Source organism: Kaistella sp. (genome assembly GCF_041824135.1).
Classification (GTDB): domain Bacteria; phylum Bacteroidota; class Bacteroidia; order Flavobacteriales; family Weeksellaceae; genus Kaistella.
Map to the genome: position 1 here is coordinate 1 of NZ_JBGZYM010000100.1, position 5789 is coordinate 5789.

Consider the following 5789-nt stretch of genomic DNA (forward strand, 5'->3'; position numbering starts at 1 on the left):
TAGTAGCGAAGACGGGAGTATCTTTATATCACAATAAAACACAGTAAATAATTAAAAAACAGATTATTAGCGGTTTATGAAATTTTATAACCAATCAAAAACCAATAGATATGTTTAGATAATCCCTGTTTTAGTCCCTGATTTTTTAAGTAGGGACTAATTTTGATTATTTGTAAAGTCAAAAATCAAATGCTTAAGAATTCCAATTTTGGAATGATTGGATTCATAATAGGATTTTATAAGATTGTGAGATTCAAGGTTTAGCACTTCAGAGTTTCTTTTATCTTTTATTAAAAGAGAGTTAATCCCGTTTTTAGTTTCGTCAGCATTACCTTCAAGTAAATACCCTAACATACAACCCATTGGATATTTTTCAGAAAGATACCTTTGCATTCCTTCCTTGATATAAGATCTTTTCAGTTTGGAGTCTTTTTCTTTTAGTCTTTTAGCTTCCATGTAGTAATGAAACCTTTGCTCTTTCCATATTTTAAAGTAAACGAAATCAATTCTCGGTAATTTATCTGCAAAACCTTTTGTCTGATTTTCTGCATTAGAAAACAGCTTATTTTCAGTTTTACAAGTAATGCCTTTATCTATAGAAAATTGACTTTCATTGACATAATAACATAATAATTCTGAAAAATCATTTTCAAGCCAATCGGTTTGATATTTCTTTTCTACAATGGCTAAATTGTATGCATTAACAACTAATTCTATACAATCATCCTCAAAAGCCCTTCTGTAAATCTCACTAAGCTTCATCGTGTACTCCGTTTAAAATTTCAAGAATTAATTCGGAGGCATCTTCAAAAGCCATTGATTGAGACCAAAATCTACGTTGATTAGGACGAATGATATAAATGTCATCCCCTCTTTTGTAATTGAGTTTTTTTCTGAAATATATGTTTTTCGCTTTCTGTTCCCACAAATATTGGTCAAGTCTCATTAATTCATCACCAATGTTTTCATTAGAGATAGAAATTTCTTTTTTAGTTTTCTCGTGGGATATTTTTATCATCATCAAAGGCGATGATTTTAAACCTTTTAGATTGTAAACAGTTGCATTTGCAAATACATTTTGTCCTTCAAGAAATTCATTGAGTTCTGAAGATATTATTTGAGCGTATTCTTCAGGTTGTTTTTCGGTCGCAGGTAAAATTGCTTTTGACTTTTCCTGATTATGAAATAAATCTAAGTTATACAATATTGCATCTGATACTAATACTTTTTCATATTCTTCAAAGTTGAAACCATTAAGAATTGTAGAATCAATATTTTCATTAATGAAATTTTTCAAATCCTGTTCTTCAAAATCATTATTTAAAAAAGATTTTGATTTCATTTTGATTAAAAGTTCTTTTGTAGCCTCTATAATCTTCAATCCTTGTTCATCATTTAACGAAAAAGGAATTGACAAATATTCATTCTTCATTATTTGCTCGCGTTCAATTCCATACGATGAAATTGTCATAAACAAATAATAAGTGCTAAATTTTGAATTGAAAAAACTCAATAACTTATAAAGCTCATCAATTTTACTTTCATTTGTGTAAAAGCCATAAACACCATCTCTAAACGAACATTGATTTTCAATAAATGAAGCACAAACACTATTGTTTTCAAGACCTTTCTTTAAAATAATGTGAGGATTAATATATGCGTCAATATCTCCCAATCTTCTAAAAGCAGTTAATTGTTCAATTTCTGTAATGTTATTTACGTTGTAAAATTCTTTATAAAAATTAATAGCTTTAGATGTTTTTATTGCATTTCTTACAGAATTTAGTTTTTCGTTTGGTGTAAAATATTTATTTACACACTCCGCATCCAAATAATCCAACGATGTAAGTGTTTCGGAATATTTAGGAGTGTCCTTTTTTTGTGTAAGCAATTGAAATCCAACTCCAGATTTAATATTATTGTCAACAATAAAATTCTCGACTGTTTGAAACTTTGAGTTATTCAATTTTTTTATTAAATTCCAATCATTCATTCCTCCCCACATTGCCACTTTCCAGATTTTGGTATCTGGCTTTTGGCATTCTTCTCTTGGAATATATTTAATATCAGTCGAATCTATTGACAATCCTTCAATAACATTAGACCTTACCCAAGTTTTTGGAGCATAGTAAACAATAGTATCATTTCGATTATCAGGCTGATGATTTTTGTAAAATACAATACTTATTGGACCTGTTGCATCTCCGAACAATTGTCCGCCGAAATTCTTTTTAGCTTTACGTAAGATTGAAAAGTTAAAAACTTTTTCTACATAGCATTGATTAAAAAGCCATTCTCTGAAATTCTTGTAAGTTCCTCTTGTATTGGTTAAGACCTTTGTGTTAAATATTAATGCAATTTCACCATGAGGAGCAAAGAAAGTTGCCTTATGTAAAAATGGCAATACCTTTTCTTTTGCAAAATTTTCTTTATTACAATAATTTCTAATCGTATCTAATAAGTTCTTATCGCCAAAAGGAGGATTTCCTACAACAAGCCGAAAGTTCTGCAATTCATCTATTGATGACAAGTCAGAAATAGTATCCCGACAAAAAAGGTTTCGACCTTTCTTCTGCTCATTCTTTTCCTTTGGGTCGTTTACTAAATAAGGTAAACGATAATTTTTATTTTGCCATAGATTTTTAGGGTCTAATTTATCAACCAAAGCCAAATACAAACTAAACGCAGCAACTTTTATTGCTTGTGGATGAATTTCAATTCCAAAAATATTTTCTTTTAATAGCTTAACTAAAGTGTCAAAGTCCGAAAGGTTATCAATGCTATGAGCATTTTCATAACGTTTAACCAATCGTTTGAAGCTCTCAACCAAGAAAATTCCAGAACCGCAACTTGGATCCAATGTTTTCACATTATATTCTGTTTCTCCATTATTTACTGGAAGTTTTTCATTTAAAATAAACTCAACTAATGATGGTGGTGTATAGTAAGTGCCAGAATTTTCTTTTAATGTAGGATCGGTTTCAGCTAAGAAATTTTCATAAATTTCACTTAGTAACTCAATTTGTATTATTTTGAAATTAAAAAGCCTAAATTGCCTCCAATCATCAAAGAACTGTGCGTTATAGTTTTTTTCGTTCCCACGAATGAAACAAGTTTTAATTATTTGAAGCTGTTCTCTTGAAATATTTTCGCCTTGTTCTAATGTAAATACATTACCATTGAAATGATTTTCAAGTCGTTTGAATAAATCATAAGTAGCTGTTACATCGTCTAAAATATCAAAGTATGATTCAGCATCTTTTTTGATTTGACTATAAAAATCCTTTTCAGCAGCACCTCTGTCTTCAAGATATAAAAGGAACAGTGACCGTAGAATAATTCTATGAATGAAATCTATTTCTAACCCTTGACTCCTTAAATATTCAGCCGTATTAACCAAACTGGTTACTAAATATTTATCAACTCTTTTTTGTAAATTTATTTTATCCCGAACAATTTTCGCGTCTTCTAAAGTCCAGATAATTCCTGTATCGATGGCAATTCTAGAAAATAGCTTATTGAGTTCTTGCAACTGTTGTTTGTCGGAATATTGATAGGAATTAATTTCAATTTCTTGTAACTCATTTTTGTAATCAAAATCATCTTTGGTTACTATAAGTGGTTTTTCAGAGCAATTGTAGATACGGATTTCCGTTTCCGAATATACATACAGAAACAATACTTTTTTGTAGTTCCAAATTTTACGTTGTGTTTCAGCAATGTCTTTTAAATATATTTCATCATTGAAATTTGCAACTTTTTTCAGAAAAACAGCAGGAAAACTATTATTGGTTTCTTCGTCTGTATTGAAATAAATTAAATCAACACCAAAATCTTTTTCTTTTACTTCATTTAGGATAACAGCTTCACTATCCGATAGTTTTTCACTATCGGATTGAATAGACTTTGCTCTACCTAAATCAAGAAATTCAAGAATATCAAGTGTTGCCATATTACTACATACAATTAGTACACAATCTTCAAAGATACTTTAAACTTATTAAAAAAAACTTTTCTTTCAAGGAATTTTTGTTCATTCACTTATTAGGCGAGAAAGATTTTCGTTAAAAAGAATCAAACTTCTCCATAGCTGTTGCTTTTATTTCATCAGCAATATCAATATATGGCTTCATTGCCTTATAATCACTATGTCCTGTCCATTTCATAACCACTTGAGGTGGAATTCCCAAAGACAAAGCATTGCAAACAAAGGTTCTCCTACCTGCATGAGTACTCATAAGTGAATATTTTGGTAAAACTTCTTCAATCCTTTCATTACCTTTAAAATAAGTTTGGGTAACTAGTTCATCTATCTCAGCTAATTCAGCTAGTTCTTTTAAATAATCGTTCATTTTTTGATTACTGATTACAGGCAAAGCTTTATTATGCTCAAATTCTACATCGATATATTTGTTTAGAAGTTTTCGGCTATAACTATTCAATTCTATTATCAAATTATCTGCTGTTTTGAGTGTTGTTATCTCTAAGTAACCGTCCTTTACATCAGATCTTTTCAAATTAAACACATCCGAATATCTCAATCCCGTAAAGCATTGAAATAAAAAAACATCTCTTATTTTTTCAAGATAGCTTTTATCCGTAGGTATTTCATATTCAGTAAATCTCTTTAACTCAGACTTGTTCAAAAAAATGATTTTCTTTTGAACATTTTTAATTTTTGGTTTAAACTTTTCAAACTCTCCACTTTTTGTATAACCTTTCTTCATAGCCCATTTCAAAAACCACTTCAATGCAGCAAGCTCTTTTGAAATTGTTGAATTCTTGTGATTCTTCCCTTCTAAATATCGCTGATAATTTGAAAGATATTGCTCATTAAATTTCTCAAACGAAATATCATGGTCAAATTCTTCCAATACTTTTTTCTGCGTTTTCATTTTTTGAAGAGTCCTGAAATTCCATTGACTGTTAATTGATTCTTCATTAACAAACATATCATATATCACAAAAAAATTCTTTTCAGATTTCAGTTCTTCCTTAGGCGTTCTTCCAATCTCAACATTAAACCATTCCCTAAACTGGTCTTGGTTAGGTATCAAATCATCAATTTCATATTTCTGAAAAGTTTTCTCACAAGCGGATTCAAATAACTGTATCTTTCTATTTATAACACTTGCCGAGACTTTTTTGTTTCCATGAGTTGTATTTGCTTTACAGCGTTGTGTTTCTGTGCTCCATTTTTGTACTTCTACCCTATATCCCAAATTGAAAGCCACAATGTTGCCATCCCACTTAATGCGATATCGCAGTTTTGCAGTAGGGTTGTCTTTTTCCCTATCAAGAAGAAATTGAGCGTGATATTTTATATTCATATTAGAAAAAATTGATTATCTACTTTCAATAGAACCCAATTTAAAGTCCCGTATTGACACTCCTTCTGCTTTTATCAAGTCATCTAAGGAGTATTTTAAAGTTTTTATAAGTTGGTTATCGGCATAAATATTTATTGTTTTGGACAATGTTGAAGAAGTTGTTTGTTCTGAACCGCCTTTATGGGTATAGATTTTTAAAGAGAAATATAAAACAGGCTCGCTGGTTTCAATAAATTCAATGGGCTTTAATGAATTTTCTGATAATCCTGCTTCATTTCTATAATTTGTAAACTCTTGGGAAATCTTCATTAACTCATTGAAAGATTTATAATTAAAGCCTCCCGCTTCATCTTTCCAATTATTCTTTCCCATTGTATTTGTAACAACTGAAATTTCCGTAATACTTTTACTAACAATCTGTTCTAAATTTCCATTATTCACTTTTACAATACGAAGCCA

General features: G+C 29.8%; 4 protein-coding genes. All 4 read right to left on the bottom strand.

The genetic code is table 11. The annotated features are described in order from the left end of the window. Positions 1–156: 156 nt before the first annotated feature. Positions 157–762, bottom strand: a complete 606-nt coding sequence (locus ACEYOS_RS12815; RefSeq protein WP_185226546.1) for a hypothetical protein — start codon at positions 760–762, stop codon at positions 157–159. After that, positions 752–3952, bottom strand: a complete 3201-nt coding sequence (locus ACEYOS_RS12820; protein ID WP_185226547.1) for a class I SAM-dependent DNA methyltransferase — start codon at positions 3950–3952, stop codon at positions 752–754. Before ACEYOS_RS12820 ends, ACEYOS_RS12815 begins: the two co-directional genes overlap by 11 nt. 112 nt (positions 3953–4064) lie before the next feature. After that, complete coding sequence (locus ACEYOS_RS12825; protein ID WP_185226548.1) at positions 4065–5330, bottom strand: site-specific integrase; 1266 nt, start codon at positions 5328–5330, stop codon at positions 4065–4067. Between the two features lie 15 nt (positions 5331–5345). Next, positions 5346–5789: hypothetical protein (locus ACEYOS_RS12830; RefSeq protein ID WP_373784642.1), on the bottom strand; the 444-nt coding region annotated here is incomplete at its 5' end.

What these genes read in the sequence shown, in the direction of transcription:
- ACEYOS_RS12825 (WP_185226548.1), bottom strand. Translation starts at nt 5,330, where the DNA reads ATGAATATAAAATATCACGCTCAATTTCTTCTTGATAGGGAAAAAGAC.
- ACEYOS_RS12820 (WP_185226547.1), bottom strand. Translation starts at nt 3,952, where the DNA reads ATGGCAACACTTGATATTCTTGAATTTCTTGATTTAGGTAGAGCAAAG.
- ACEYOS_RS12815 (WP_185226546.1), bottom strand. Translation starts at nt 762, where the DNA reads ATGAAGCTTAGTGAGATTTACAGAAGGGCTTTTGAGGATGATTGTATA.